The sequence below is a fragment of the Lewinella sp. 4G2 genome (assembly GCF_001625015.1).
In the GTDB taxonomy this organism is placed as follows: domain Bacteria; phylum Bacteroidota; class Bacteroidia; order Chitinophagales; family Saprospiraceae; genus Neolewinella.
In genome coordinates, this window is record NZ_LVWJ02000014.1 from 938,443 (window position 1) to 964,115 (window position 25,673).

20 protein-coding genes and 1 riboswitch are annotated in these 25,673 nt (G+C 59.1%); of the genes, 13 read left to right on the forward strand and 7 right to left on the reverse strand.

Going from position 1 to position 25,673, the window contains the following annotated elements; translation table 11 throughout:
• Positions 1-32: 32 nt before the first annotated feature.
• Positions 33-839 (forward strand): tRNA pseudouridine(38-40) synthase TruA, encoded by an 807-nt coding sequence (locus A3850_RS05245; RefSeq protein ID WP_068214832.1) that lies wholly within the window; start codon positions 33-35, stop codon positions 837-839.
• Between the two features lie 3 nt (positions 840-842).
• On the opposite strand, the gene A3850_RS05250 is transcribed toward A3850_RS05245, so the two are convergent.
• A complete protein-coding gene (locus tag A3850_RS05250; protein WP_068214833.1) occupies positions 843-1,361 on the reverse strand; it encodes a class IV adenylate cyclase in 519 nt (172 codons plus the stop codon).
• A 153-nt stretch (positions 1,362-1,514) separates the two neighbouring features.
• Here A3850_RS05250 and A3850_RS05255 point away from each other — a divergent pair, with 153 nt between their 5' ends.
• From A3850_RS05255 to A3850_RS05280, 5 genes are all read left to right on the forward strand, one after another.
• On the forward strand, positions 1,515-2,516 hold the full coding sequence (locus A3850_RS05255; protein ID WP_068214834.1) for an SH3 domain-containing protein: 1,002 nt from the start codon (positions 1,515-1,517) through the stop codon (positions 2,514-2,516).
• A 613-nt stretch (positions 2,517-3,129) separates the two neighbouring features.
• On the forward strand, positions 3,130-4,986 hold the full coding sequence (locus A3850_RS05265; protein ID WP_197493990.1) for an endo-1,4-beta-xylanase: 1,857 nt from the start codon (positions 3,130-3,132) through the stop codon (positions 4,984-4,986).
• Positions 4,987-5,152: 166 nt separating this feature from the next.
• Positions 5,153-8,806: a hypothetical protein gene (locus tag A3850_RS05270; RefSeq protein WP_068214837.1), complete on the forward strand. Its 3,654-nt coding sequence runs from the start codon at positions 5,153-5,155 to the stop codon at positions 8,804-8,806.
• A 321-nt stretch (positions 8,807-9,127) separates the two neighbouring features.
• Positions 9,128-10,033: a ribokinase gene (gene rbsK, locus A3850_RS05275; protein ID WP_197493991.1), complete on the forward strand. Its 906-nt coding sequence runs from the start codon at positions 9,128-9,130 to the stop codon at positions 10,031-10,033.
• A 48-nt stretch (positions 10,034-10,081) separates the two neighbouring features.
• The gene (locus A3850_RS05280; RefSeq protein WP_068214839.1) at positions 10,082-11,086 is read left to right on the forward strand and encodes a multidrug DMT transporter permease; all 1,005 of its coding nucleotides are present in this window, start codon (positions 10,082-10,084) and stop codon (positions 11,084-11,086) included.
• A gap of 648 nt (positions 11,087-11,734) precedes the next feature.
• Here A3850_RS05280 and A3850_RS05285 read toward each other — a convergent pair.
• On the reverse strand, positions 11,735-12,910 hold the full coding sequence (locus A3850_RS05285; protein WP_068214840.1) for a T9SS type A sorting domain-containing protein: 1,176 nt from the start codon (positions 12,908-12,910) through the stop codon (positions 11,735-11,737).
• Between the two features lie 218 nt (positions 12,911-13,128).
• Between A3850_RS05285 and A3850_RS05290 the strand changes: the two genes are divergently transcribed.
• From A3850_RS05290 to A3850_RS05305, 4 genes are all read left to right on the forward strand, one after another.
• Positions 13,129-13,428 (forward strand): hypothetical protein, encoded by a 300-nt coding sequence (locus A3850_RS05290; RefSeq protein ID WP_068214841.1) that lies wholly within the window; start codon positions 13,129-13,131, stop codon positions 13,426-13,428.
• Entirely contained in the window at positions 13,404-13,730 is a 327-nt protein-coding gene (locus A3850_RS05295) for a type II toxin-antitoxin system RelE/ParE family toxin (protein ID WP_068214842.1), read from the forward strand. Before A3850_RS05290 ends, A3850_RS05295 begins: the two co-directional genes overlap by 25 nt.
• Before the next feature lie 62 nt (positions 13,731-13,792).
• Complete coding sequence (locus A3850_RS05300; protein ID WP_068214843.1) at positions 13,793-15,154, forward strand: M24 family metallopeptidase; 1,362 nt, start codon at positions 13,793-13,795, stop codon at positions 15,152-15,154.
• Between the two features lie 188 nt (positions 15,155-15,342).
• Entirely contained in the window at positions 15,343-16,644 is a 1,302-nt protein-coding gene (locus A3850_RS05305; RefSeq protein WP_068214844.1) for a DEAD/DEAH box helicase, read from the forward strand.
• A 175-nt stretch (positions 16,645-16,819) separates the two neighbouring features.
• On the opposite strand, the gene A3850_RS05310 is transcribed toward A3850_RS05305, so the two are convergent.
• From A3850_RS05310 to A3850_RS05330, 5 genes are all read right to left on the reverse strand, one after another.
• Positions 16,820-17,662 carry a sugar phosphate isomerase/epimerase gene (locus tag A3850_RS05310; protein ID WP_068214845.1) on the reverse strand — a complete coding sequence of 281 codons (843 nt, stop codon included), beginning with the start codon at positions 17,660-17,662 and terminating at the stop codon, positions 16,820-16,822.
• Between the two features lie 118 nt (positions 17,663-17,780).
• Positions 17,781-18,899 (reverse strand): DEAD/DEAH box helicase, encoded by a 1,119-nt coding sequence (locus tag A3850_RS05315; protein ID WP_068214846.1) that lies wholly within the window; start codon positions 18,897-18,899, stop codon positions 17,781-17,783.
• Positions 18,900-19,059: 160 nt separating this feature from the next.
• Entirely contained in the window at positions 19,060-20,271 is a 1,212-nt protein-coding gene (locus A3850_RS05320) for an MFS transporter (protein ID WP_068214847.1), read from the reverse strand.
• Positions 20,272-20,298: 27 nt separating this feature from the next.
• Complete coding sequence (locus tag A3850_RS05325; protein ID WP_157500905.1) at positions 20,299-20,577, reverse strand: hypothetical protein; 279 nt, start codon at positions 20,575-20,577, stop codon at positions 20,299-20,301.
• Between the two features lie 291 nt (positions 20,578-20,868).
• On the reverse strand, positions 20,869-22,452 hold the full coding sequence (locus tag A3850_RS05330) for a hypothetical protein (RefSeq protein ID WP_068214849.1): 1,584 nt from the start codon (positions 22,450-22,452) through the stop codon (positions 20,869-20,871).
• 169 nt (positions 22,453-22,621) lie between these two features.
• Positions 22,622-22,748, forward strand: a riboswitch (SAM riboswitch).
• A 9-nt stretch (positions 22,749-22,757) separates the two neighbouring features.
• Between A3850_RS05330 and A3850_RS05335 the strand changes: the two genes are divergently transcribed.
• The 3 genes from A3850_RS05335 to metX all read left to right on the forward strand — a co-directional run bounded on the left by A3850_RS05335 (position 22,758) and on the right by metX (position 25,637).
• Positions 22,758-22,991, forward strand: coding sequence for a hypothetical protein (locus tag A3850_RS05335; RefSeq protein WP_068214850.1), 234 nt, complete (start codon positions 22,758-22,760; stop codon positions 22,989-22,991).
• Between the two features lie 6 nt (positions 22,992-22,997).
• Entirely contained in the window at positions 22,998-24,284 is a 1,287-nt protein-coding gene (locus A3850_RS05340; protein ID WP_068214851.1) for an O-acetylhomoserine aminocarboxypropyltransferase/cysteine synthase family protein, read from the forward strand.
• A 273-nt stretch (positions 24,285-24,557) separates the two neighbouring features.
• Positions 24,558-25,637 carry a homoserine O-acetyltransferase gene (gene metX, locus A3850_RS05345; RefSeq protein WP_082921633.1) on the forward strand — a complete coding sequence of 360 codons (1,080 nt, stop codon included), beginning with the start codon at positions 24,558-24,560 and terminating at the stop codon, positions 25,635-25,637.
• The last annotated feature ends 36 nt before the right edge of the window (positions 25,638-25,673 follow it).

Below are 25,673 nucleotides of genomic sequence, written 5' to 3' on the forward strand. Positions count from 1 at the left end.
AGACCACAGACTACAGACCACAGACTAAAAAAATGCCCAACCACTACCTCCAACTCTCCTACGACGGCACCAACTACCAGGGCTACCAGTGGCAACCGGGCGGGCTCATCACGGTGCAGAGTGCCATCGAGGATACGCTGAGCCGCATCCACCGGGCGAAGGTGACCTTTAATGGGTGCGGGCGGACGGACGCCGGGGTGCATGCCACCCAGTACTACGGGCACTTCCGCACCGAAGGGGCGTTGCCGGATCGGTACCTCTTCATCCTCAACAAGCAACTGCCGAAGGGGATTGCGGCCCACGATTGTTTCCCGGTACCGGAAAAGGCCCACGCCCGGTTCGACGCTACGGAACGGACCTACGATTACTTTTTCCACGCCTGGCCGGACGCCTTCCTGGAACGCTTTTCTTCGCTTCACGACCTCCCCAACTTTGCACCCGCGTTGAGCGCCCAACTCCTACCGCATCTGGTGGGCGAGCACGATTTCTACGCCTTCTGCAAGACGCCGGAGAAGCACAACACGACGGTCTGCCGCGTCACCAACATCCAGCTGTTTACGGACGAGGCGACGGGCACGCGCTACCGGCTCCGCTTCGTGGCCAACCGCTTTTTGCGGGGCATGATCCGCATTTTGGCCAGCGATATCATTGCCGTCGGGACCGGGCAAACCACCACCGCGGAACTACTTGACTGGCTCAAAACGGGTGAGCGCGAGGAACGCTTCAAGCGCGCGCCGCCGGAAGGGCTTTTTCTCACCGGCGTCCGTTATCCCTACGCCAATCTCGATCCGGCGCTGCCGCAGGTGCACAGCGGGGGATGGAAGGCACTGGGTGGGTAAGCGTTAAACCGCTAACAGATCACTGTAAGAATTTTGGATCAAATCCGCCTCCCCAACGCCCAGGTACGCCACGTAATGCTGGCACTGGGCGAGTAGCGCATCGTGTTCCGATGGGTCGTCGCCGATGGCCTCGATCTCGATGAAGGTACCCAGCCCGACGACGGTATCGAGGTGGAATTTGACGTTATCGATGAAGTAGATTTCGCGGTGCTTGTCCACTTTGACCCAGGTGCCGAGGGCGGCGTCCAGGGTAGCGGCCAGTTGTTGGGCCTCGGCCTCGCCGGAGAGGACGGTGAGGTTGACGTGGCTGTCCTTCGGCCCCGCCTGGTTGTTCCGTTGGTAGAAGATGAGGGATTGCTCGATGGTGCCGTGCCGCAGTTTCAGCCGCCCGTCGGGGACGTTGAAGTAGTGGTCCACCTGGTGGTCAGTACCCCGGAAGTCGGCCTGTCGGTCCAGCAGCAATGCCCGCTGACGGTCGTGATCGGTGGAGGTGGCCTTGATTTCTACGAGGTGCTTTTTCATGGGGGCCGAAGGTAAGTCTGGGGAGAGATTTCCGTTCGCAAACCGGACCAGGGGCTGGCGGAACGAATCCTACCCCAACCCCCGCGAATCCTAATTGGGGGATTTTACCGCTGCCCGCCACCCCCAAATTTGGGGTAACCAAAACGTACTACTATGTTCCGTTACCTCATCCAAACCGCCGCCTGCCTGATCGCTTTCGTCACCTTCGGTGGCTCCCTGGCGGCCCAGAACGTAAACCCCGACCGCAATACGGTCGTCGCTACCAATGGCCTGTTGCTCCGTACCGCACCGTATTCCGGATCGGAGGTCATCACCGGCGTCCCGTTCGGCGAAACCGTGGATGTCTTCGACCCCTGTGACTACGGGCAAATGACGGCCACGACCATCCGCAACTACTACCGGTACGACGAGCCGGGCAAGCGCGCCGAGTACTTTCCGCAGGACGTCAGCGGCCAGTGGGTCCGCGTCAAGTACGGCCGCGATACCGGCTTCGTCTTCGATGCCTACCTCACCGAGTACTTCACGCCCCCAACCGTCTTTGACGACGACGCCAACGAGGTGGAGCCTGAACTCGTCCTCCTCACGCCGGGGGAAGACAACCACGGGGCTATTTACCACCCCGGTAAGTACAACTTCTACGGCGTTTACGATGCCGGCCCCGGGCTGCTGGCCCTCCGCAAGGCGGAAGTCGGGTACTTCACCGCCGCCCTCGATTTTGAGGCAGCCCTGCTCATCAGCGCCCGCCCGGCGCGGGACCTGTTGTTCATCGTCGGCAGTAAAGCGCCGCTGCGCCCCCACACCTTTAAGGCGGAGGGCTTCACCAAGCACTCCCTCATCTACAGTGGGTACGACGGGCCGGATGCGCCGGAGGTCGTCAGCGCCCCTGGCCTGCAATTGGAAACACCCGGCGTGGATACTTACGCGGAAGGCCCCTCCTTTAGCGTAGTGACGGATGGTGGGGAGATTCCCCTGGTTCCACCCTTCCCCTACGCTGATGCGGTGGAGTACACTGGCTCGGGCGACATCGATGGTGATGGCGCGCCAGATTACCGCCTCCGCTACGTAACGGGGGAGGCTAGCCGGACGGTGGTATTCCTGAGCTCGCTGGGGTACCGGGGGACGGCTTCGGGATTGGTGAGTAATCTTTGTTGTTAGTGGGTTGCTTGCTGCGCAAGTGTTTTCTACAAGAAGGATAGGGAGATAAGGAGGAATAAGGGGTGTGGCACTTGCGGCAGCACCTCCTTTTTCTCCTTAACCTTCTTATTCACCTTGTCGAAAACAATAGCGTTTGCTTGCTGCGCAAGTGTTTTCAACAAGAAGGATAGGGAGATAAAGAGGAATAAGGGGTGTGACACGCGCGGCAGCAACTTCTTTTTCTTCTTATCCTTCTTTTCCCCCTTGTCGAAAACAATAGCGTTTGCTTGCTACGCAAGGTTTTCTACAAGAAGGATAGGGCGATAAAGAGGAATAAGGGGTGTGACACGCGCGGTAGCACCTTCTTTTTCTTCTTAATCTTCTTATTCACCCTGTCGAAAACTAAATATTGTTGCAGCTTAATAGGGCCTAACCCGCGTAGCCAAACCAAGAAACAACCCCAACCGATTGCAATTTCGGCGGGAAAGGCCAGGCTACCCATACTCACCTACGTTGGGGGGGCTGGGTGCTTGGCCATTCTTTTGGGGGAGGCCCAATCCGTAGCCAAATGTCCGCTTGGCGGTGTGAATTGGTTGGGAAATGGGGCATCTTGGGCTTTCCCAAAACGATCAACATGCGCTCGACGATTACCCGGATCTGCCTCCTCTTCGCCACGTTCACTGCCGTGGTTTCCCTTTCGGCCCAGACGCCACTGAAGGACATTGCGGACCAGAAGAAGGTCTACGTCGGCAACATCATCAGTAACCAGCACCTGGATAACCCCGCTGGGTTTAACGGTGGCCGGGCGGACGCGAACCTCCGCGGCGAATACAACGCGGCGGTGCTGGAGAACTACATGAAGATGTCCTTCGTGCTCCCCTTCCGCGAGCCGGCGAACATCCACGAGTTGACGGTGGACCAACTGCGGGGGCAACTCCGGACGAGCCAGATGGAAACTTTCCTCAGCCGCTCCGGCTGGCAGGGACTTCGCAAGCGGGGGCACGCCATGATCTGGTTCAGCCAGGCCCCCGCGTGGCTCAACAACAGCGCACCGAGTTGGACGGCGGAGCAGGTATTCGACTTTTCCCGGAAGTACATTCTCGCCCTTGGCCAGGTCGCCGGCGATCGGATTGAGGAGTGGGACGTCATCAACGAAGCCATCTCGGATAATTTCCCCGCTACCTGGCGCCCCGGCACCTGGTATCGCAAGGCCAACGACGGCTCAGAAACGAGTTGGGGGACGGCCACCTACGAGAATTACATCAAGATGCTCTTCGTCTGGGCGCGGGAGGCGCAGCCCAATTCCCGCCTGTATTACAACGATTACTCCATCGAGCGTTTCGGTTCTTCCACGAACAGCAAGAATGGATTCATGCGGTCCAAATTCAAAGCGCTGCGGGCGTGTGGGGCGCCGGTGGATGGGATTGGTTTTCAGTCCCACTTCGTCCTGAGTAACCTGGTAAGCAGCACCGGGGCGATGAATACGAGTTTCCTCCGGAGCGTCCGCCAAACGATGGAGGACCTCGATGCGGCGGGGCTGGACGTAGCCATCACCGAGCTCGATATTCGGATCTGTAACAACGGCCGGCCGGAAGCCTTTCAGGAAACAGCTTTCCGGGAATTCGTCGCCATGGCCCTTTCCCAACCCAACTGTCGGGAGCTACTTTTCTGGGGCTTGCGGGATGAGGATAACTGGATCACGCTTACCAACAATCCGCCCTTCAACGGCTGCCAGGATGCGGCCATCTTCGAAGGCAACTACGTACCCAAGGCCGCCTACAACGGCGTAGTCGACGCCCTCAACGGACTGCCGGATCGGGACGAATACGGCTTCGCGGAACTCGTGGCCGGAGACGCCGGGCCCGCCGATTGTGGTGGAGAGCCCGATTTGGGTGGAGACGCCATCCTGGCCGTCGTGGCGCCGGATATCGTCCGCCAGGGCGAGACCGTCAACGTAGAGGTGACTTACGAATCGGCCACCAACCGCGATATCGTGATTTACTTTCAGTACGACCGCAACCCCTATACCGTCTTCCAGGAAGCCCGCTTGGCCGTGACCCAGGGTGAAGGCACCGTTTCCATCCCGGTGGCCATCCCGAACGACGTGCCGATTGCCGCGGACGATTACCAGTTCCAAACCCTCATCGCCACCACCGGGGGCGGCTGGAACGAGCGGATCTCTAACATCGAGAAAACGGACATTGACGTCGTAAGCGGCGCCACTTCCATCACCAGCCCCGGCGGGGACCAGTTCGTGGCCAGCGCTTTTCCTAACCCTACGGATGGGCGGGTAAAGCTGGCTCTCCGGTCAGCACCCGTCGTTACGGATTACGTAGTTTTCAACGCTACTGGCCAGTTGGTGCAACAAGGTCAGGCGCCAATTGGCGTTACTGATCTATCCCTTATTTTGGCGGATGTGCCGGCGGGCTTGTATACGGTGGTGCTGCAGCGTGGGGGTAGGTCTAATGTGGTGCGGGTGGTGCGGTTGTAGTGCGAATTCTGCTTGCTGCGTTAGGTTTTCAACAAGAAGGATAGGGCGATAAAGAGGAAAAAGAGGTATGGCGCGTGCGGCAGCACCTTCTTTTCCTCCTTAACCTCCTTTTCCCCCTTGTCGAAAACAGTAGCCCTCTACATGTGCGCAAAGCCCCGGACGAATAATGTTAGCCAAGCCAGCCCCGGAAAACCAAACCCCCGGTGCAATTCGTTCCCACCCCGTGAAGGTCTTCCCCAAATGGAACTGGCTGCTGGTGTTGTTGCCGGTGTGGCTGCTGATCTCGGGTGGGCTGGGGGCTCAGTCGGAGCTGTCTAATTTGCGGGATACGTTGCTGCCGGTCGTCTTCCCCGGGCAGTTGGTGGATACGCTGACGGTCGCGCCCGGCTCCCTGCAACTGTTTTCGCGGCTCGGGGTGCCCGTCGATCCCGCAGACTATACGCTTACGGGGCGTTACCTGGCCTGGAACGTCACGCCAGACGCGCTGCCCGACAGCATTTTGCGGGCGCGGTACCGGGTGCTGCCGTTTACGCTGGGCGAGCGGGCGCGTTTCCTGGATTCTACCCAACTCATCCGCGAGGAGGCCGGGTTGGTGATCGGTAGTTACGACGATTACGTGCGGCCGAACCTCCTAGGGAACGACGGGAAGGTGCGGACGAACGGTAGCTTCACCCGGGGCATCAGCGTGGGCAACCGCCAGGATCTGGTGCTCAATTCCGCCTTCAATTTGCAGCTGGACGGCGAGCTGGGCAACGGCATCGAAGTCTCGGCGGCCATCACCGACGAGAGCCTGCCCATCCAGCCCGAGGGCACGACCCAGCAGTTGCGGGAGTTCGACAAGATCTTCATCCAACTCCGCAAAAACCGCACCCAACTCACGGCTGGCGATTACGAACTGCGCAACCCCGAAGGCTACTTCCTTCGCTACTACAAGAAGCTGGAGGGTGCGACCTTTTCCACGGAGATCGGCACCCCAACACTGGCCAGAGAAGCAAATCCGGGCGCTGCCGCAGGTGCAGAGGAAGTGGGACGGGCGGTGGACGCGGAACTACAGACTAAAGACTTCAGACTGAAGACTAGCAGTAGCGTCGCCATCGCCCGCGGCCAATTCACCCGCCAGCAGATCACCCCCATCGAGGGCAACCAGGGGCCTTACAAACTGACGGGGACGGGCAGCCAGCGCTTCCTCATCGTCCTGGCCGGTACCGAACGGATCTTCCTGGACGGCAACCTGCTGGTGCGGGGGTTGGACGGGGACTACGTCATCGACTACAACCTGGCCGAGCTCACCTTTACGACGCGGCGGCTCATCACCCGGGATAGCCGCATCACGGCGGAGTACGAATTTGCGGACCAGCGGTACGTCCGGACACTCGCCACGGCTTCTTCCCACTTCGACGCGGAACGCTTCAGCGCCTACGTGAACGGCTACACCCAGCAGGACAGCCGCACAGCGACGGGGGACCTGGAACTCACCAGCCTCCAACGGCAACGGCTCAGTGAGGCGGGGGATCTGGCCGAAGGCATTCCCATCTTCAGTCTGGACACCCTCGGTGGCCGCTCCGAGATCCGGGCAACCTACGAACTGCGCGACACCAGCTACGCCTGCGGGGCGGAGACGCGGGATACCTTTTACCTGCTCGCCTCCTCCACCGGTACCTACGTGGCCACCTTCACCGACCGGGGCCCCAACGGCGGGGAGTACGAATTGGACCCGGACCGGCCCGCCAACGAACGCGTCTACCGTTTCGTCGGGAGCGACGCGGAAACCTGCCTCCCCAACGGCAGCTTCGCGCCCCTGATCGACCTCGTCGCGCCGGGGCAACAGCAACTCATTTCCGCCGGGGGCGCCTACTACCTGAAGGGCGGAGGCAGCATCAGCATGGAGGCCTCGGCCACGAAGCTGGACCTCAACCGGTTTAGCGACGTCGACAGTGAGGACGACAACGGCAGCGCCTTGCGCCTGGACTACCAAAAGGATTTCCAAATCGGTTCCGACAGCCTCGCTTGGTCCCTCGCTACGCGTGGCCACTTTGAGTACGTGGGGAAGACGTTCAACCCCATCAATCCCTACCGTTCGCCGGAATTCTTCCGGAACTGGAACCTGAGTAACCGTTTGGGGACCGTCCAGCCCGAGCGGCGCGTCGAACGCATTGCCGGGGGTGGGCTGGGGCTCGTCCGGGCGGACTTGGGGCGGCTGGATTATGATTACGAGCAGTTCAGCCGGGGGGCGAATTACCTGGGCCGTCGGCACGTGGGGAGTACTCAAATTCTTACGGCGGGCTGGCGCGTGGCGGGGAAGTTCAACTACCTCGAAAGTGAGGAGGATGGCGCGGAGGGCAGCTTCCGCCAACCGAGCCTGGCGGTGACGAAGGTGTTCGACCGGTGGGGAGGTTGGTCGCTGACCGGGAGCTACGCCGGGGAGCGGGCCCTGCGGCAGGAGATGGCGGTGGATACCCTTTCCCCCTTTTCCTTTCAGTTTGATAAGTACGCCGTGGGGATCGAGACGCCCACCAACGAAAAGTACCGCCTCGCCCTGGGGGCCAACCGGCGGGAGGACAAACTCCCCCTCGGCTCCGAACTGGCGGGGAGCACCAGCGCTACGGAGGTGAGCGCGGAGGGGAATTACCAGGCGAACGAGCACGTCCAACTGGGGGGCAACGTTACTTACCGGAGCCTCGACGTCCTGAACGATGAGTTGGTGGACGATACCCAGAGCAGTACCTTCCTGGGGCGGCTAGATTTACGGGTGAATGCCCTCCAACGGAGTTTGCGGGCCCAGACCACCTACCAGGTGGGGAGCGGGCAGGAGCCGCGGGTGGACTTCCAGTACCTGTTCGTCGGGGCCGGCCAGGGGCAGTACATCTGGCAGGATAGCCTGTACAACAACGACGGGCGGATCCAGCCCAACGAGATGGAGATCTCCCCTTTCCCGGACATCGCGGATTACGTGCGGGTGAGCGTCTTTACGAATGATTTTATCCGTACGGATAATGTATCCCTAAACCAGTCGGTGAATTGGGACCCGTCCCGGATCTGGCGGGAGGCCACGGGGGTGAAGAAATTTTTCCGTCGCTTCAGCGCCAACACGTCCGTACTGATCGACCGGAAAACGAGGGATGATCCTGACATTGACTCCTGGAATCCGCTGCAACTGGGTGTTCCTGATTCTAGCCTTACCGCTTTGAACCTGCGGCAGCGCCACGGTCTCTTTTTTAACCGGGCTAACCCCGTTTATGACGTCCAGCTATCACGCAATGACCAGCGGCGGCGGCAGGTACTGACGACGGGTTACGAAGCGATCCGGAACGAGGACTGGACGCTGCGCGCCCGCGTGCGGCCGAACGACCAACTGAGCATCGAGGCCGCCCTAGAAAATGGCCGGCGGACGGCCGACTCGGAATTTTTCAACAATAAGGATTACCGGATCGACCGCCTGGCCATCGAACCCAGCCTGAACTGGCAACCGGGGAAGGTGAGCGTGGTGAGCCGCCTCACGCTCGCCACGGAAGAAAATACCCTCGCGGCGGGGCAGGGCGAGCGCACGAACCGGGTGGAAATGAGCGTGGAAGGCAACTTCAACCAGTGGCTGACGACGAGCTTCCGGTGGGTCGAGATCGACCTGGAAGGCGACGCGCGGAGCCCCGTCGGGTTTGCATTATTGCAGGGCTTACAACCCGGCCGCAACCTGCTGTGGAACGTGGGCGCGACGCGGGAATTGAACGATTATCTGCAACTGACGGTGAGCTATGATGGGCGGCAGACGGGGGAGGCGGCGGTGGTGCATGTGGGGCGGGTTGTTGTGCAAGCGAGGTTTTGATTCTCAAAGGATTCTCGATACTCGAATCTCGATAAGTGAGGACTGATTGGCTACCGCATGAGGATGCTCACTGCGTTCGTACGAGATACCTCGCAACTCGATACTTGCCACTCGAAACTCTAAACCTCGCAATCCAACACCGGCCGCTTGAAGAACTTCCTGCGTCGGCCGTTTCAAGAACCTGGAGGGTAGTTACGGTTCAAGGGTGTACTCGAGACTCGTTACTTACAACTTGCAACTCAATACTCGATACTCGCAACTTGAAACTCGCAACTCTAAATACTCACAACGTTCTATCTTAATCCCATAAAATCCAGCAGCATGAATCGCACAGGAATAGTAGTCGTCGGGAGTAGTAATACGGATATGGTGGTGCAATCGGGGCATTTGCCCGCGGCGGGGGAGACGGTGCTGGGTGGGGCGTTTTCGATGCATCCCGGAGGGAAAGGGGCGAACCAGGCGGTGGCGGCGGCGAAGCTGGGTGGTACGGTGACCTTCGTGGCGCGGGTGGGGGACGACCTGTTCGGGCGGCAGGCGAAGGCGGGTTTTTTGGAAGTGGGGATTGACGTGGACTACGTGGTGGCGGACGCGGAGGCGGCCTCCGGGGTGGCGCTCATTATGGTGGACCGGGAGGGGGAGAACTCCATCTCCGTAGCGCTGGGGGCTAATGATCGCTTGAATACGGAGGACCTGGCGGCAGCGGGTGCGCGGTTGGGGGCGGCGCGGTACGTGCTGGTACAACTGGAAACGCCGCTGGCGGTGGTGGAATGGTTGGCGGAACGGGCCGCAACTTTTGGCTACGAACTGGTGCTGAACCCGGCGCCCGCGCGGGAGCTGAACGACAAACTGCTGGGGCGGTTGCACCTGATCACCCCGAACGCCATTGAGGCGGAGTTGCTGACGGGGGTGGAGGTTACGGACGCGGAAAGTGCCCACCGGGCTGCCGGGGTACTGCGGGGCCGGGGCGTGGACAAGGTGATCATCACAATGGGGAGCCAGGGGGCGTACGCGTTGGCGGAGGGCGTGGCGGAGCTCGTACCCACCCAAAAAGTAAAGGCCGTGGATACAACGGCGGCGGGGGATACCTTCAACGGCGCGCTGGTGGTGGCATTGACGGAGGGGAAGGGTTTGTTGGAGGCCGTCCGCTTCGCTAACCGGGCGGCGGCGTACAGCGTTGGGATCCTGGGGGCGCAGGTGTCGGCGCCGCGGCGGGAGGATTTGGGGTAGGACTCTTACGTGGAATTAATAACTTACTGACAAAATCCATCCGCACTAATGTTTATTCCTGCTTCCTACGGCCTGGCCGTTGTTCTTTGTATCGTCACGATGTTTTGTTGGGGCTCCTGGGCGAATACCCAGAAATTGGCGTCCCGCTCGTGGGCCTTTCCCTTGTTTTACTGGGACTACGTGATCGGGATCGTGTTACTGACGCTGCTGTTTGGCTTTACGCTGGGGAGTGTTGGGGAGGAGGGCCGCTCCTTCGTGGAAGACCTGCAGCAGGGCAGTGGCAGCGCCTTTGGGTCGGCTTTCCTGGGTGGGGTGATCTTCAACCTGGCTAATTTGCTGATCGTGGCGGCCATCGCGGTGTCGGGGATGGCGGTGGCCTTTCCGGTCGGGATTGGGATCGCTTTGGTGCTGGGGGTGATCGTGAATTACGTCGCCAACCCGTTGGGGGATCCGCTGTTGCTCTTCCTCGGGGTGGGCCTGGTGACGGTGGCCATCATCGTGGATGCCCTCATTTATAAACGTTTGCCGGGGGAAGGTGCGTCGTCCACCACCAAGGGTTTGTCGCTGGCCGTGGCGGGTGGGGTGCTGATGGGTTTCTTCTTCCGCTTCGTGGCCGCGGCTACCGCGACGGACTTCGTGAACCCCGCCGCCGGCTTACTCACGCCGTACAGCGCCGTGTTCGTGTTTTCGCTGGGCATCCTGGCGTCCAACTTCGTGTGGAATACCTACTTCATGTACCGGCCAGTGGAGGGCGCGGCAGTGAGTTACGCCGACTACTTCAAACTGGGGACGCCCAAGCTCCACTTCATCGGCATCCTGGGTGGCTTGATCTGGGGGACGGGTATGAGCCTGAGCCTCATCGCTTCCGAAAAGGCTGGTTTCGCCATCAGTTACGGCCTCGGCCAGGGCGCGACGATGGTGGCCGCCGCCTGGGGCGTTTTCATCTGGAAAGAGTTTAAAACGGCCCCGGCGGGGACGAATAAGTTGATTGGGTTTATGTTCGGGTTGTTTGTTTTGGGGTTGGTTTTGATTGTTGGGGCGCGGGGGGTGTAGGGATCCTGGGTGATGATTATGCTTGGCGTTTAGTTGCTTTTTGGGGGGTTAGTAAACGGCCTTTACTTAGAAATGGAGACCAATCAGGTGTGCTCGCGGATAAATTTACACGAGCCTATCCAAATAATTTTCAAACTGCTGCTATCCCCATTCTTCTGAAGCCAGTCGAGCCCGTTGTTCGATAACAAAATCACTATTATGACAGTAATTAAATTTAGACTTGCTTTATTCGTCATTCTTTACGGGATGATTCAGTTAAGTAGTTTAGATGGTCAATCTGAATTTTCCAATGACGTACTGATAGAAGCAGCTCAACTTCTCTCAATGCCAAACTATATTTCATTAGACATGGGTGAAGATCTCTGCGAACAGATGAAATCTAGAGCAGTTGAAATAGACTCTTTGAAAGAGATGGAGTGTATATTTTATACGATTTATAGTGGTAGCAAAGCCACCGGCTGCAGGTATTTACTGGGTTTCAATCAGTTGACGTCTAAAATGTATAGATTAATTGGGTTCGAAAACCCTGATATTGACATATTCTTCGACGACTTGAAAATTAGCCAAGAAGCATTTATAGATATTAATAGTTTAAATTCTACAGACTGGGTTTCTGAAATGCTTATATGTTTGAGGGACTATAGTAATCTAAGACACAAGAAAAGGCGAAGAAAATACATGGATTATGATTGCGTGAACGTTTGTAGTGGGGTTGTAATTATAAAGTAATAAAGTATCCCTCAATCCCCCCAAAACCAACCGCCCCACCCGAGCAACCCCCTCCCCATCAACCACCACAACCGAATACACCCCCGCCGGCAAGTGATCAAGATGCAAGGTGCGCTCAACAGTGGGTGCAGCATGCACCAATCGACCTAGCGAATTATAGACATAAACGGACTCCGCATTCTCCACTGATTCAAAACGAACAACACCAGTAGAGGGATTGGGGTAGAGTAGCAGCGGACTAATAGCATTTAGTGCAGGATGAGCGATACTCGTCGTTCGATCACAACGGTCACCACGGCTTAGCAAGATCTCTTCATCGGACTGAAAACACTGAAGTAAAGGACCTCCTCCGTCTAGCACTCCGGCAAAGGCTGGGCCGAAGAATGAAGTTTCATCACCAATGCCTCCTATCCATTCAGACCAAGGTCCAAAGTTTTGGCCTCCAACTAACAGATCGAAAGACCACTGCCGGCGGGCCTCACCATTCTCGAGCAGCACCGTATCAATACTACTGACTAGAAGTTCATCGGGCGCATTGCTAGCGCCAAAGTCAAACATGGTGGGTGGCTGGAAGGTATCGCCTACGGTAAGGTTAAAGTCGTACAGCACACCCGTATCTCTAATTAGCCTAAAGGGGAGTAGCAGTTCTTCTGCGGTTGTTTCATTGAATTCATCGGGGTCGGGGACGGCGTAGCGAATTACGCCAGCATCATCCCAAAAGAAAATCCCCGCATCCTTAAACATCGCATCCGTAGGTATCGATTTCGCATACTGTAAACTATAGTAGGGTCCGCTTCCGTAAATGGCGTCCAGATCAGTTGCTTCCGGCGCCATACGGTAGCGCGTAGTTGTGTCCTTATTGACTTCTGCGTTATCCGCAAAATCGATGTGGCTCCAAGTGCTGGTGGGGTGTAAAAAGGGTAAGGAGTCTTGCTGGATTTGGCTAACGGTCGAAAGAACAGCGTTGCTTTGCTCAGCGTCTAGTGGTGAATGCACGTCGGTCAGGACGTCAAGGTTCTGGTGTGTCGGGGCCGCCTGGACCTTTACGTGGCTCGTGGTGATGGTGAGGAAGAGAAGAAGTAAAAGGTGTTGCATAGGTGGTGGGTGGTTTGGGTTAAAGGAGTCAATTCCGTGCTAAAAATCAAAATCTTGTAAACTGAAGATAACGAATTAAGAATTATTGACAATTGTCCAAATATGGCCAGTTTTGGGTGAGGGACTATCACGTACCATCCCTTCCACTAGCCAACAATCGAAATTCCTAAACCCTTATCTTTAGCCAGCAACTTCATCATCCTTCCAACCTCTCCGTTATGGACGCCACCGCCACCAAAGACCTGCTGCACCTGCGCATCGAGCAAGCCGATGAAAAGCTGCTCGCCGTGCTCGCTGAAATGACCGAGACGTTGTTCCGGACCTACCAGCCGGAGGGTATTACCAACCCAGGCCAGGCAAAAGAACCGATCGGCTACCGCGCCGGTCAGGCACTGACTACGGAGGAATTGCGCGCTAAAATATCCAGAGCCGAAAAACAGATCGACGAGGGTGAATATCTCACACCGGATTACCTAGAAAAAGAGGCGGACGCATGGCTAGGCGAAAACATCGGGTAGTCATTGCCAAAGAAGCGCGGGACGACTTGCGCGAGGAACTAAAGTACCTACGCCAGCGGCGCTCGATTGAGGTGGCCCGCCACGTTAATAGAGGCATTCAGGAGACGATCAGAAGCCTCGACACCTTCCCCGAACGGCACTCCATGCTGGAAAAAATTAGCGACGGAGAGCGAACTTTCCGCTTCGTGCCGAAGTGGTCTTACCTCATCGTTTACCGGGTTACCAAAATGGAGGTACGGATCGTAGCCATCTTCAACGCCCACCAGGACGACGAAAAAATCGATGGCCTCAAAGGCAGGTAATTAAAGCAGTGAGCTAGCAATCCTGAACTACGCTCGGCCTTCCCAACAATATCCCCAAAAAAATGCTCCGCCCCCTCCTCCTCCTAACCCTCCTCCTCGCCACGCCCCTCCTCCCCCACCAGCTTCGCACCTGCGTCAGCGCCCAGGAAATGATGGGTACGGCCATCCTCACGCAACGCCAGCAGGGAGAACTGCGGGACGCCTGGCTGCAGCAACGCGTGGATACCCTCCTGCCCGCCCTCATGCGCCGGGAGGGGATCGATATGTGGGTCCTCATCAGCCGGGAGTACAACGAGGACCCGGTGCTGAAAACGATGCTGCCCAGCAACTGGATGGGCGCGCGGCGCACGACCATGCTCCTCATCTACGACCCCGGCGGCGGGCGCCCGCTGGAAACCCTCGCCTGCGCCCGCTACGACGTGGGGGACGTCTTCAAAAAAGCCTGGGATAAGGACGCCCAGCCCGACCAGTGGGCCCAGCTCGCCGAACTCATCCACGCCCGGCAACCAAAGCGGATCGCGGTGAACCGCAGCGCGGATTTCGGCCTGGCCGACGGCATCAGCAGCTACCACTACGAGCGCCTCCTGGACGTCCTCGAACCCACCGCGCGCGACCGCGTCGTGAGCGGCGAACGGCTCGCCATCGGGTGGCTCGAAAGCCGCCTCCCCGCCGAAATGACCGTCTACCGCCACATCATGCGCGTGGCCCACGGCATCATTCAGGAGGCCTTCAGCGACGCCGTTATCGTGCCCGGCGTGACGTCCACGGACGACGTCGTCTGGTGGATGCGCCAGCGTTGCGCCGCGCTCGGCCTACCCGTCTGGTTCCACCCCACCGTGGACGTGCAGCGCGCCGACCCCGAACGTTTCGACCACCTCCGCAGCTTCTCCAGCCGGCCCGGCGCGGTGATCATCCAGCCCGGCGACCTGCTGCACTGCGACTTCGGCATCACCTACTGCGGCCTCAATACGGACACCCAGCACAACGCCTACGTGCTCCGCCCCGGCGAGACGGCCGCCCCGGATTTCCTCACCGCGGCCCACGCCAGCGGCATGCGCGTCATGGACCAACTCACCGCCAATTTCCGCAACGGGCGCACCGGCAACGAACTCCTCGCCAAGACCCTCGCGGACGGCCAGGCGGCCGGCTTACGCCCCACCATTTACACCCACCCGATCGGCTACCACGGCCACGGCGCCGGCCCCACGATCGGCCTGTGGGACCAGCAGGGCGGCGTCCCCGTCCGCGGCGATTACCCCCTCCACCCGGGCACGGCGTACAGCATCGAACTCAACAACGCCATCTTCATCAGCGCCTGGAACAAGGACATCCGCATGATGTTGGAAGAAGACGGTTTCTGGGACGGCGAGCGCTTCCGCTACATCGGGCCGCGCCAAAGGGAGCTGTATTTGATTGGGCGGTGAGGGTGGCTTTTATTTTTGATGATATGGGCGCCCCGACTGAGTGCGGGACTTACTGCGTGGCGCTGCCGCGGGTGCGGTGTTTTGGGACGGAGTGCGAGCGGATGGGTAACGCCGACTAAAGTCGGCGCGTACGAGCCTACGGGGTACGACTAAAGTCGGGACCCTACCCATGGCTTACCTTCGCCCCCATGAAATCACAAGCTGAGATCCTGACCAAACTGGGCATTACCGCGCTGAACCCCATGCAACGGGAAGCGCGCAAGGCCATCCTCCACGGCGATGAGGTGATGTTGCTCTCCCCGACGGGGACGGGTAAGACCCTGGCCTTCCTCCTCCCCCTGCTCAATACCCTGAGCCCGAAGGAAGAACTCATCCAGGCGCTGATCCTGGTCCCGAGCCGGGAGCTGGCCATCCAGATCGAGCAAGTGTTTCGGGAGATGGGGAGTGGCTTCCGCTCGCAGTCCGTCTACGGTGGCCGGCCGGGCTCCAAGGAACGGCAGGACCTCAAAAACCCACCCGCCCTCCTGATCGGGACGCCGGGCCGGGTAGCGGACCACCTCCGCCGCGAAGCCTTCGACGTGCGCCGCATCAAAACCCTCATCCTGGATGAGTTCGACAAATCATTGGAAACGGGTTTCGAAGGGGAGATGAAACAGATCGTCCGGGACCTGCCGAACGTCCAAAAAAAGATCCTCACCTCCGCCACCCAGGCGGTGGAAGTCCCAGACTTCCTGGGCCTGGCCGACCCCGTCACCATCGACTACCTCGGTACCCGAAGCAGCCGCCTCCGCATCGTGGAGGCCGTCTCCGAACAGAAGGACAAACTCGACGTGCTGGAAGCCCTCCTCGGCGAAACGGGCAACGGCCGGGGCATCATCTTCTGCAACGTGAAGAGCACCCTCGCCTTCGTCGGGGAGTTCCTCGATAGCCGGGGGATCGACTACGGCACCTTCATGGGCGGCCTCGAGCAGCAGGACCGGGAACGGGCCCTGATCAAGTTCCGCAACGGCACCCACCGCATCCTCCTGGCCACGGACCTGGCGGCGCGCGGGATCGACGTCCCGGAACTGGACTTCATCATTCACTACCAACTCCCCCTCCGGGAAGCCGAGTTTACCCACCGCAACGGCCGCACCGCCCGGATGCACGCTAACGGGACGGCCTACGTCCTCCGCTACGCCGGCCTCCCCGCCGCCGAGTACCTGGGCAAAGTGGAAGCCGCCGAGCTCCCCCTCACCCCCCGCCGCGCCGAAAACTCCAACTGGACGACCCTCTACGTCTCGGCCGGCCGCCGCGACAAGATCTCGAAGGGCGATCTGGCCGGTCTCTTCTTCAAACAGGGCGGCCTCCAAAAAGGCGAACTGGGCGTCATCGAGTTGTTGACGGATTGCGCTTTCGTGGGCGTCCCCAAAAAGAAGGCGGAGGCCTTGGTGGCGTTGCTGAATAATACGCGAGTGAAGAAGCGTAAGGTTAGGATTTTGGAGGTTTGAGGGGGGGCTCTCCGCCGCCCCTTTTGCTGCGCAGCTACTTCGTGGTCCAAAGGAGAGGGGAGCTGAATCTCCGGGACATAAGAATCATTAAAAGGTTTAAATCTTTATTCCAAGTCTCATTCACCAAGGACATAGTGAACTGAAATTTCATCACTCGTTATAGAAATCTCAGAAGTCAGGTCACCCCTCTCCCCTGGAGAGGGGCCGGGGGAGAGGGATTCCCACCAAAATAATACCCAGCCCCCACCGCCGCACTCCGCAACGCACTCTCCGCAAAATTCCCCCCTTGCTCCAAATAACAATGCTGCAAACCGGCCAACTCCGGGTCGGGTAGCACGGCGGGGTAGTCGATGGTGCCAGTGCCGAATTCAGTGTAGTCTCGCGAAACGGGGTGCATGTCTTTGAGGTGCCACATCACGAAGCGGCCGGGGTGGGCCTCCACGATGGCTTTGGGCGTCGTCACCCCGGCGTGCAGGACCCAGTACATATCCAATTGGAGCCGGACGAGCGCCGGGTCGGTTTCTCGCAGGACGAGGTCGTAGGCCACCACCCCACCGTAGTCGAAGAACTCGTACCCGTTATTGTGAAAAGCGAAACCGAGCCCAGCATCCCGCGCCCGTTCGCCGATGCGGTTGAACAGGTTCGGAAGACGGCGGATGGTCGCCGCGTTGCGTTGCGCCGGGGCAAGCGTGGGCCAGGTGATGTAGTCCAGCTCCAAATCCAGGGCGGCGGCGATCACCCGGTCGACGAATTGCCAGAAGCGAACTTCTGGCCCGTCCAGATACTCATGAAAGCTGAAGTGGCCACTGGTGGCGCGCAGCCCGCGATCGTGGAGGATGTCCCGAAAAGTGCGGCAGGGGTGACCGTAAATGTAGGAGCGGTCCGCGTCGAGGCCGTATACTTCGAAGTGTTGATAGCCCATTCTCTGAAGCGCGTCGAGGGTAGCGATGGGGTCACTGGCCATGTCATCCCGCACACCGTAGAGTTGGAGGCCCAGGGGGTATTTTTTGGGAAGCATGGATTGGTATTTTGATGAAAAACATCATGATTTGATATTCAAATATCAAATCATCATAATAATATGATATTTGAATATCAAATGGTTATGTTTTTGGCTATTCAGCGTTCTGCCCCCCCTAAACCGTAACCTCCCGAAACCGAATCCCCAAACCCTGCTCAATCGTCCGCACCTTGCTCATTTCGCCGGATATGATGAGGGCGATCGACTCCCCCTTCTTGCCGCCCCGGGCCGTTCGGCCACTACGGTGGGTGTAGTATTCGAGGTGCTCCGGTAGCTGGTGGTGGAGGACGAAGGAGAGATCGTTCACGTCAATCCCCCGGGCGGAAATATCCGTCGAGACGAGGAATTGCAGTTTTTCGTTACGGAAGGCGCGCATCACCTTGTCCCGTTCCTTCTGAGTCATGTCTCCCTCGAGGGCACCGATGGCGAAATCGTACTTCTTCAATGCGGTGGCGAGGGCCTGGGTGCCCGCCTTCGTCCGGCAGAAGATGAGCCCCCGTTCGCCGGCCCGCCGCTTGAGGATGCGGACGATGACGTCGATCTTATCGTTGATCTTGGTCTTGACGTAGTAGTGGGTAATGTTCCGGTTCACCATATCGTGGCGGTTCACCTGTACGCGCACGGCCTCGGGCGACATGTAGGTCTTCACGATCCGCTTGATCTCCTCGGGCATGGTGGCGGAAAAGAGCCAGGTATTACGCTTCGCCTTGTTGTACTTCAGGATCTTGCGCAGGTCTTCCTTAAAGCCCATGCTGAGCATCTCGTCGGCTTCGTCCAGCACGAGTGTTTGGACCTTCGAGATATCCACCGCTTCCCGCTTCACGAGGTCGAGCAGCCGGCCGGGGGTAGCCACGACGATGTGCGTCGGCCGGGAAAGCGCCTTGATTTGCCGGTAGATCTTGTCGCCTCCGTACACGCCCTCGGCGAAGATCCGCGCGTCCACGTATTTCGTAAACTTGAAGAGTTGCTTCTGGATCTGCTGCACGAGCTCCCGCGTCGGCGCAATGATGAGCCCCTGCACTTCCTCCTTCTTCGGGTCGATACTGGCCAGCAACGGCAATCCGAACGCGGCCGTCTTCCCCGTCCCGGTCTGGGCCAGCCCGATCAGGTCTGTTTTCTTCTTCAGCAAGATGGGAATGACCTCCTCCTGAATTTGGGTCGGTTTGATGATCCCGAGCTCTTTGAGGCCCTTTACGTAGTCTTTGGAGATGCCTAGGGTGGAGAATGATGACATTTTTAGTTTTTAAGTTGCGAGTTTTAGAGTTGCAAGTTGCGAGTGTCGAGTTGCGAGTATCGAGTTGCAAGTATCAAGTTGCGAGTTCCGAGTGTCGAGTTGCGAGGTGTCCCGTACGAACGAAGAGAGCATAGCTGTGCGGTAGCCAATCAGTCCTCACTTATCGAGAATCGAGAATCGAGAATCGAGAATCCCTTGGGAACCACGCCCAAAACCCCAACGCAGCAACCACCCCAACCGTTCCGGGAATCACCCAAATACCCGCCCAATCGTGGCTGCCATCCGCCAGGGCGTAGGCGTTGACGACTTCTCCGGCGAGCCAGCTGCCGAGGATCATCCCGACGCCCTGGTTGGCGAATACGATCAATCCCTGGGCGGTACTCCGCAGGCTTTTGGGGACGCGGTTATCAACGTAGATCTGGGCGGCCACGACGATCCAGACGAAGCAGATGCCCTGCACCATGATTCCAGCGTAGAGTAGCCACTCCTGATGTCCTGGCCGACCCACCATGAAGGCCAGGTAGCGGGCACCCCACAGGAACAGGCCCCAGAAGACGACCCGCCGGAAACGGACCTTCCGCAGCACGAAGGGTAACGAAAGCAGGATAAATACTTCCCCCACGTTTCCAATCGACATCTTCGCCGCCGCGGCCGACCACCCGATCTCCGTCAGGAAGGGGTTGACGAAGCTGTAGTAGAAAGCCGACGGGATGCACGACAGCAGCATGGCCACCATCAGTACGAGCATGCCCGGTTCACGGAAGATCTGCTTCACTTCTTCGCCGCCTACATCCGACCAACTAAAGCCCGGCTGGGGCGGGATCTCGTCCAATCCCCAGGCCAGCGTGGCCGTCAGCAGGCAGTAGCCGACGCCCAGGAGAAGGGGCCAGGCGGTCGGCTCCCAACCCAGTAAACCCAGGGCGAAGCCAACGACGGTGAACCCGACCGTCCCCCACGTCCGCACCGCGGGAAACTGCTCCGACGGCCGCTCTAACTGGTGGAAGCAGACGCTCGAAAGCAGGCTGAACGTCGGCATGAAGCACAGGTTGAACAGCAAGATCAGGCCGTAGAAGGGGAGGAAGGCATCCACGAAAAAGCAGCCCGTCAGCGCCACCGCGGCGAAGAGGTTGAGGTAGACGAGCATCCGGTCCGCGCTGAAGTGTTTGTCCGCCAGCCAGCCCGTGATTGGTGGGGAAACGGTGGCGGCGATCGCGGCCGAAGCGTACACCATGCCCACCTCCCGGCCGCTGAATTCGAGCGTCCGCAGCAGGTAGGTCCCCAGCGTGATCGCGACGCAGGCGAAAGTGCTGTTCTGCGTCCATTGCAACAGGGAAAGGCGGAGGGTGGCGGGCATGCGGCGGAGGTAGCCCATCACCGTGCAAGTTTGTCCGGAAGCGTGCTAGACCAGTTGGTCATCCGCCGCCGGCCGGGCCTGCGGGGTGGCTTCTTTTTCGGGAAGGTCGCGCAGCATCAAAGTGGGTTCCACCTTCGTTACCTCGGGCCGCCGCAGGGCATTGAAGACGAAGCCGATCGTCCCCAGTAAGCCGAGCAGTACGCCCGCCGGCAGTACCCACGGGCTCACCTCCCACGACTGAATCTTACAGATCGCTCCGGCAAAAACCAGGGCGGCGCCCAGAAACATTAGGGTAGTAAGTAGGAAGACGGGTAGTTTTTTCACGGGGTTCAGGTTTTCACCTTAACGGTCGGTTCTTCCCCGTAGTTCACCCATTTTTTTCGGTTTCCCGGTCCCATTTCACCGCACCTGCGGCAGCGCCCATATGGCATGCTGGGCGCCCCGACTGAGTGCGGGACTTATTGCATGGCGCTGCCGCGGGTGCCAGGCAAAGGGTTTAGAAGCCTGCAAACGGAGGACTGAATTAAACAAAAAACCGGCCCGCCACCAAAAAGGATAACGGGCCGGTTGATGCGGGAGTGGCAGGTGCCTCCCCACTAATGGCTGGCTAGAATTTTAATCCAACCCCACCTGAATGGTTATTTCCTTGGTGCCGTAATCGACGGCCTCCGGGTAAGTGCCGCCCCGCACCTGAATGGTCGTCGGGGTAGCCGCGGGGATGGAGTTGACGGCTGCCTGCACGCTCATGTCCACCGTAGCCTGGGGATTGGCCGGTGGGTTGATGTCGGCGGCGACGATGCGATTGCCGGTATCTGTATCCGTGATCGTCAGCGTAGCGGCGGCGCCCGGGTTACCAAGAAGGACATTACCCGCCCCCGCGATGGCTCCGGCCGCATCGGCGCTGAAGAAGAGCGCGTCGCCGGGAGACTCCACGCGGAAGGGAAGACCGGCGGGCGTCACGACCGTGGTGGGGTTAAAAGTGACGGGGGATGTGGATACGTTCTGCGTGTAGTAAGCCGTCGGCTCACTGATGTTGACCACGCCCGTGACGACGATGTTGTCGGTGGCGAGATTGGTGTTGCCCGCACCACAGAAGTTGGGGTCCGTGCTGGAAAACACGCCGATGCTCGCCGAGAAACCACCGCCGAAGGAGTTGCCGGAGGTCGTCACGTTCGTGAGCGTCAGGTTGCGCGTATTGGTGATGCTAAAGGCCAGGCCACCCTGGGTATCAAAAACGGAAATGTCCGTCAGCGTAGCGCCGTCGGTACAGGCGATGGCGATCCCGGACCGCCCGCTGTTCCGCACCGTGATGTCGGAGAGTACGATGCCATCCGCCCCAAAGCTGGAGATGAGGGAGAAGGTGGGGGCATCTACGAGTGTGATGTTCCGCAAAGTGAAGTTGGGCGCCGTGACCTCGAAGATCCGGTCCGTAACGTCGTTCTGGGCGGAGGTAACCGTGAAGCCACCACCGTCAACGGTCACATCACCAACGCTGATGTTGAACTGGCCTTCGGTCACGTCCTCCAGCAGGGTGACGGTGCTGCCCGGCGTAGCGGCGAGGATGGCCGCGGAGAGGCTCGGATACTGGGCCGTACCGATTTGCGCGGCGCCCTGGATGGTTTGGCCGGCGTTGAGGGAGCCATTGCTTGCCATGGAGGGGGCGTTCCAGGTGAAATCTGTCGCCGCGTTGCCAGTGCCTTTAAGTTGTAGTGATTGATTTGCGGTGGTGCTGGAGGATTCACGAACACCAATATCGACGCTCGTCATACCGTTGGCGGGGCCGTTCGTAGCTACGAAGGATCCCTCGTAACTCAGGAATTGGAGGACAGTCGTGCCTTTCACCAATGCCAGGCCGTCGGGGTTGGTGCTCGTGGTAACCGTTGAGCCAGCATTCATGAAGCCAGGATAGGGAAAGCCAACGGCGCCGTAGTTGGTGCCCGCTTCGTTATCGATGGATCCGGTGAGGGGTAGCGTACCGTAGGTCGTCCCGCTGGAGCCATTGTAAAAGACGATGGAGTAGGTCGTGAGGTCAGTACCAGCCAGGCCGGCAACTTCTACGAACTCGTTTTGGTCCGTTCCTCCGTTATCGTAGTGGAACTCGTTGATCCAGACCTGTCCGGTCAGGGTAAATTGAAGAAGAAGGGCGAATACGAAAACGCCGGTGCCCACCAAACGGCGGGTAATTGAAGTAGGGGCCATGCTGAGGTTTTATTTGACGGTATGGGGGTGCAAAGATACATCGTAAATATTGGGGATACGTTCACGGTGCTGTCATTCAACGGATTACCCACACATGAAGAAAGCTTCATTTGTAAACTATGGGGGGTGCCCTTACATTTGCGCACCGCTGGATCGTACGCTTTCCGGCATTTTATAACGAAGGGTGGAGAGCACGGGCTCCCTGAAACCCTGGCAACCATTCCTCCGATGGCTTCGGATGAAAAGGTGCCAAATCCCGCCACCGCAGTGCGTTTTGCCCGGTGGAACTATAAAATCCTTCAGCCATGCACGACGCCCTCCGCCAGGACGCAGCCGCGATTGACGACATTCTCGCCGCTACGCTTGATGAAGCTACCCACTTTCTTGATAGTCTTGGTGCCCGCACTTTTCCCGTGCAGGGTTATCCCGTCTTGAACGGGCCTATCCTCAATTCTCCGGTACCTCTTTTATTCGGTCCTCGCACTGCACCCGCGGCAGCGCCCGCAATCAATAATCTTCAATTCTTAAAAAATAAATAGCAAAACATGCATTTCGAAACACTACAACTCCACGCCGGCCAGGAAGTCGATGAGACGACGCGCAGCCGCGCCCAGCCGCTTTACCAGACGACGAGCTTTACGTTCAAGGACAGCGAGCACGGGGCCAAACTCTTCGGCCTCCAGGAATTTGGCAACATCTACACCCGCCTGATGAACCCGACGACGGACGTCTTCGAAAAGCGGATCGCCGCCCTCGAAGGTGGCGTGGCGGCGGTGGCGACGGCTTCCGGGCAGTCCGCCCAGTTCCTGGCCATTAATAACCTGGCTTCGGCGGGGGACAACATTGTCTCCAGCCCCTACCTGTACGGGGGGACGTACAACCAATTCAAGGTCGCCTTCAAGCGCATTGGCATCGAAGTGCGGTGGGCGGAAAGCACCGACCCGGCCGACTTCGCCAAGCTGATCGACGAGAACACCAAGGCCCTTTACGCCGAGACGCTGCCGAACCCCAGCTTCCTGGTGGCCGACTTCGAAGGCCTCGCCAAGGTGGCGAACGAGCACGACCTCCCGCTGGTGGTGGACAACACCTTTGGCGCCGGCGGGTATCTCTGCCAGCCGCTGAAGCACGGCGCGCACATCGTTGTGGAATCCGCCACCAAGTGGATCGGCGGCCACGGGACGAGCATCGGCGGCGTCGTGATCGACGGCGGCACTTACGATTTCGGGAACGGGAAGTACCCCCAGTTCACCGACCCCAGCCCCGGTTACCACGGGTTGGTCTTCAACGACGTATTCGGTAAGGATGGCCCCTTCGGTAACATCGCCTTTGCCATCCGCCTGCGGGTGGAAGGCCTGCGCGACTTCGGCCCGGCGGTGAGCCCCTTCAACGCGTGGATGTTCATCCAGGGATTGGAAACGCTTTCCCTCCGCGTGCAGCGCCACGTCGATAATGCCCTGGAACTGGCTAAGTGGTTGGACGGCCACGATAAGGTGGAATCCGTCAGCTACGCCGGCCTGCCCGACCACCCCGGCCACGCGAACGCCCAAAAATACCTGCGAAATGGTTTCGGCGGCGTCCTCAACTTCACGGTGAAGGGCGGTAAGGCAGACGCCACCAAAGTGGTGGACAACCTCAAACTAATCAGCCACCTGGCCAACGTGGGCGACGCGAAGACGCTCATCATCCAACCGGCGGCGACGACCCACCAACAACTCAACGAGCACGAGCAACGCGCCGCGGGCGTGGAGCCAAATGCGCTACGCGTGTCGGTTGGTATTGAGCACATTGAGGACATTAAGGCGGATCTGGCGCAGGCGTTGGCGTTGGTTTGATGGTAGATGAACCCGGGGTGTTTTTGGATGCCCCGGGTTGATTTTGAAAATTTGGAGATAACGGAAATTCGGAGATAACGGAAACCACGGGCGAATAATGAAAACCCGGGAGTGGTAATGATTCCGTGGATTAACGAAAACCCGGAATTAACAAAAACCCGGAGCGCGTCTTCGACGAACACCGGGCTACGAGGTTTACCCCTCCCGGGGCAAACGGTGGGGTGTTTTTTATATGTCATTAAATACTGATCCCTGACTAACTACCTACACATCATGCATCCCTTTACCCTCGAATCCGGCGCTACCCTGCCGGAGGTGACGGCGGCGTACAACACCTACGGGGCGTTGAACGCGGCGCGGGATAACGTCATCTTCGTTTGCCACGCGCTGACGGCTAATTCCGACTGCGCGGATTGGTGGCCGGGGCTGGTGGGGCCGGGGGATACGTTGGACCCGGAGAAGTATTTCATCGTCTGCGTGAATATGCTGGGAAGTTGCTACGGAACGACGAGCCCGCTGAGCCTGAACCCGGAAACGGGACGGGCCTACGGGCTCGATTTTCCGTTGGTGACGACGCGGGATAACGCCCGGTTCTTTGCATTGGTGGCGGATCACCTTGGTATCGGGAAGATCCGGCTGCTGATGGGCGGCAGCATGGGTGGGCAGTGTGCTGGCGAGTGGGCCTGCCTGCAGCCGGAGCGCATCGAACTGCTGTGCTTACTGGCTACGAACGCTCGGCACTCCGCCTACGGAATTGCCTTCAACGAAACCCAACGGATGGCCTTGCGGGCGGACGCCACCCTGGGCACGGACGCACCCGACGCCGGGAAGGCCGGCCTCGAAGCCGCTCGCGCCTTGGCCGTGCTGAGTTACCGCCACTACCGGACCTACGACGCGACCCAGACCCAACCCGACCTGAACGACGTGGACGATTTTCGCGCCAGTAGCTACCAGCGTTACCAGGGCTTCAAACTGTGGAAGCGCTTCGACCCAGTTTGCTACTACACCCTCTCCCGGAGCATGGATACCCACAACCTGGGCCGGCACCGGGGCGGAGAGGCGGTGGCGCTGGCCACGATCCAGTCGCCGACGCTCATCATCAGTATCGATACGGATATTTTGTTTCCGACGGAGGAGCAATCGTTGCTCTCCCGCCACATCAAAAACAGCAGGCTGGAGGTGATGCAATCGGATTACGGCCACGACGGTTTTTTGGTGGAAACCAAAACCATCGGCCTTTTGCTGGCGGACTTCCTGGCGGACCAACTACAAATTGATGCGGGGACGAAACGGGCGTTTACGGAAGGGCTTTCGGGGCGGAATTTTGCGATTCCGGGGAGTGAGGAGGTTTAGGGGGGCGGAATTTGGAGGGGTTTAACGAAAACCCGG